This is a genomic window from Mariniphaga anaerophila (assembly GCF_900129025.1).
Taxonomy (GTDB): Bacteria; Bacteroidota; Bacteroidia; order Bacteroidales; family Prolixibacteraceae; genus Mariniphaga; species Mariniphaga anaerophila.
Window position 1 is genome coordinate 1 of the sequence record NZ_FQUM01000032.1, and the last position, 4,152, is coordinate 4,152.

4 protein-coding genes are annotated in these 4,152 nt (G+C 34.0%); all 4 read left to right on the forward strand.

Going from position 1 to position 4,152, the window contains the following annotated elements; all coding sequences use genetic code 11:
• Positions 1-237 precede the first annotated feature (237 nt).
• Entirely contained in the window at positions 238-966 is a 729-nt protein-coding gene (locus tag BUB08_RS19830; protein ID WP_083570894.1) for a fibrobacter succinogenes major paralogous domain-containing protein, read from the forward strand.
• Positions 967-1,133: 167 nt separating this feature from the next.
• Positions 1,134-2,396: a GIY-YIG nuclease family protein gene (locus BUB08_RS19835; protein ID WP_073003667.1), complete on the forward strand. Its 1,263-nt coding sequence runs from the start codon at positions 1,134-1,136 to the stop codon at positions 2,394-2,396.
• A 198-nt stretch (positions 2,397-2,594) separates the two neighbouring features.
• Positions 2,595-2,999 carry a hypothetical protein gene (locus BUB08_RS19840; RefSeq protein ID WP_073003668.1) on the forward strand — a complete coding sequence of 135 codons (405 nt, stop codon included), beginning with the start codon at positions 2,595-2,597 and terminating at the stop codon, positions 2,997-2,999.
• Between the two features lie 530 nt (positions 3,000-3,529).
• Positions 3,530-3,679 (forward strand): hypothetical protein, encoded by a 150-nt coding sequence (locus BUB08_RS20435; protein ID WP_175550061.1) that lies wholly within the window; start codon positions 3,530-3,532, stop codon positions 3,677-3,679.
• The last annotated feature ends 473 nt before the right edge of the window (positions 3,680-4,152 follow it).

The following is a 4,152-nucleotide window of genomic DNA, read 5'->3' on the forward strand; positions in this document are numbered from 1 at the left end:
CATTTTACAACTTGACAAAATTGACAAGAAATAAAGACAAAAACGCGCTGTAACAATGTGCATATTGCATAGCGGGTTTTGGCGGTTTGCCAGCCACGGATTCTCGTTTCGATTTTCCTCGTCCTGCCGGACGGAAAATCTCTTCGGAATCCGCTTCGCAAACATGCACCCGGCCGTTAGCAATTATAATAAAAGACACAAACAGAAAATATATAAATTAATAACAAACTCGCAACCATGAAAAAAATCAATTTTTACATTTTAATTATTTTAATGGCAATACTAACTTATAGTAGTTGTAAAAAAGAAGACTTAAACACAATCGAAGAACCTTCTATAGAATTTAATCCCGACATTACTTATGGAAGTGTAGAAGATATCGATGGGAATGTATACAAAACAGTGACCATCTGTAATCATACATGGATGGCTGAAAACCTTAGGACAACACACTACCAAAATGGAGAGCCAATAAGAAATATTATTGAAAACTCTGAGTGGGAAAATTTAGAAACTGCAGCATATTCATGGCATGAAAACGACAGCACGAATAACTACACTTATGGAGCATTATACAATTGGTATGCTGTAGATGATTCAAGAAAAATAGCACCTGAAGGATGGCATATAGCGACTGACGAGGAATGGACGACACTTATGACATGTCTCGGTGGAGATGAACATGCAGGTGCAAAAATGAAAGAAGTAGGTATAAAACATTGGATTAGTACTTCTGTGGAAGTTACAAATGAAAGTGGATTCACAGCAGTACCTTCTGGTGGTCGATTCCCAAAAGCAGGCTATTTTTATGGTCTAGGAGAATCATGTGCATTTTGGGCTTCAACCGAACAAAATGACTCAATAGCTTATAATAGAGGAATTGGAGCTGAAAATTTATATTGCGGCAGAGGTGCATATTTAAAAGGATACGGTTTTTCTGTCCGCTGTGTAAAAGACAATAATTAAATTACAATTGCTAACAAATTGTAAATTGCATTGCGGGGTTCGTGCGGTGTCGTACGCTGGATTCTCGCATCGCAGTTCAGTCCTGTCGGACATGAACGCGCTCCGAAATCCGCAACGACAACTTACAAGTGACCGTTAGCAGCAATGCTGAATTCAAAGACAGAAAAATGGAAAATATTTTTTTAATAAATTCAAATATACATCAGGAGTCTAAACTTAAAAAAGAAGAATTTCTTGAAAGAGTTAGAAATGTAAAAAAAATTAGAGTTTCCGAAATTGAAAGAAATTTTTTTCCGCAAGAACCTTCAGAATGGGAAATTTTGGAAGAGCTACATAAAGCAGTAAATAATGGATTATTCAAATTTGGGATTCAAGGTCATAAAATTTTTGCTCTTGAAATAAATGATGATTTATACAATTGGTTTTTGAATAATGAATTGCAAACAATTCAAAAGCAAGTTATCAATTGGATAGCAGCAGTTTATTTATCAAGACCAGATTTAAAGGAATATTTTGAAGATGCAATTTACGCTCCTGTTCTACTTGAAGCTAAGCGTGTTATTGACAATTTTTACTCTAGAAATTATATCAAAAAATACGAATTTCTTTTTGAAAATGTCAGACTTTTTGATGAAGCTTTTAATGGAGAAAAAGACATTTTGAAAAAAGAAAAATTTGAAGAATTTGAAAAACTAAATTCATCTAAAATTGAAACATTATACAATGAAAGAGGAATGGAATATTTCAATGCCTCATTAAAGTATATTAATTGCCCTCCTCCAAATTTTTTAAAAAATCCAATTGAGGAAAGCAATGCGATTTTATTTGATGATTATGGATTAAAATATTCCCAAAGAATAAAAATTAAGCTCGCATATTTTAATGAATCAGATTGGACATTTATTGTCGAAAGGGACAAGAATAAAGCCAGAGAATTCTACAGTCATTCAATAAAATCAGGTATTTTAAGAGAATCAGACATTGATAGAATGATAGAAGAATCCGAATGGGACACTTTAGAACGCGCCGAATCAGATAAAAATTTTTGGGATAAGTGGCTTTTTTCGTATCGCAATTACGAAAAGACAAATAGTTTCATGTATAAACTTATTGACGACAATTCGTCAAAGGGATTAGTGTACATAATTAGACAGAGAAATACCAATTATTTTAAAATTGGATATACGGAACAAAAAAATAACATGACGGAAAAACAATCCGTTGAAACAAGAATCGCATCTTTACAGACAGGCAATCCTGAACCACTTGACATAATTGGATATTTTAAAGTTAGTGGGACAAAAACTGAAAAAACTTTGCATTCTCACTATGAATCAAAACGAAGAACTGGTGAATGGTTTCTTCTCTCAGAAAAAGATTGGCAAAATATATTAAATGATGATTGGAGAATTAACAATAATATTTTTTAAAGCACAGCTGCTAACACGTGGTATAAGTCATGGCTGGGGTTGTGCGGATTCGACTTGTCGAATCTCGTCCCAACCTCAGTTTCGGTCGGACACTCAGACTCTCGTCTGACAGCCACGACCTCATACCACCACCGTTACCGCAAATTTTAAAAGCAACCAATTGCCCTAAATTAACATCTTGATATAAAAAAAACATAGATGAAAAAATTATTAGCATTCGGTTTATTCTTAGTCTTTTTAAGTTGTCAAAAGGACAATAATGAAATTGAATATTCATTGCCCTCTCCTGAAGGATTAATCCATTGGGACATTTTGAAAGTAGAAGGAGAAAATTCGGTTAATGTTACTGACACTTTAATCCTTGATGTTTATTGTCCGCGCTCAAGCAGTTGTGATTATATCTCTCAATTATTATCTGACGAACATGGAAATAGAATTCTGGTAAAAGCTTTTGGAAATACACGAGAGAATTCTCCCTGTCTAATGTTTGCTGTTCCGCAAGTACTTAAATATGAATTCATACCAAACAAAAGAGGTGTTTATATTTTGGAATTTATCAAAAGAGATGATACAACAATAAATTTTACGGTTAACGTAAAATGAGAAATAACGATTTAAATTTTGATGTTTATGGAAGTTTTAACGAAAAGGTCATTACAAAAAATTAGTTTGTAGAACCGAAAATGATTTCTCTAATAAAAATCCAATGGATTTTGGAAACACTAGAATTTAAAAGCCTAAGCAATTATTAGGCTTGCATTGAAAGCTAAACTTTGAGGGTTTAGGGGTTTAAAAAAAAAGCAACCATAAACTTGTATTGACTTTTGAATAATAACAAGCAATCCAAAATTTTTGACTTAACAATAAAAGGAGTAAATTTAAAGAGTATTCCAAACAGACTTAAAACCAATGAATCAAACGAATAATCCCTGATGAAAGTAATTAAAACAAAAAAACTTGCGGTAACAAATTGTAAATTGCATTGCGGGGTTCGTGGTGTGTCGTACGCTGGATTCTCGCAACATCGTTCCGTCCTACCGGACAGGAACGAGCTCCGAAATCCGCAACGACAACTTACAAGTGACCGTTACCAGCGCATTTGAAAAAGGAATCGATTAACAAATAAAAACCTATTGCAAAAAGACAAAGACAAGAAAGGAAAAGAAAAAAGACAAGCACAGGATTTCTGGACAGTCAGCCAGATTTGGAAGAGAAAAGAAGAAAACAAAGAAAAGAGCGAAGCAGAAAAAATTATTCCTCAACGACAAATGAAATGTAACTGAGGAAGCGGAGCTTTGAAAAAAGAGAAAGAATATCGAATTTTTGTTGACCAGGTTGGCTATAAAATGAATAAATTTAACACAAAAATCGACAGACAATTAATGAGTAAAAACGACCAGATATTGACTTTTTTGCAAAACAGAAAGACAAGGAAAAGGAAATAGGAAAAAGAAAATGACGGAGTAGGAGTGGAACAACCCCAAAACAACATTTTACAACTTGACAAAATAGACAAGAAATAAAGACAAAAACGCGCTGTAACAATGTGCATATTGCATAGCGGGTTTGGTGGTTTGCCAGCCGCGGATTCACGTTTCGATTTTCTTCGTCCTGCCGGACGGAAAATCTCTTCGGAATCCGCTTCGCAAACATGCACCCGTCCGTTATAGCCAAGTGTAAAAAGACAACAATATGAAAATAAAAGTATTGACAATTTTGATTTTTCTTTCCTCTTCCATTTTTGGACAACAAACGG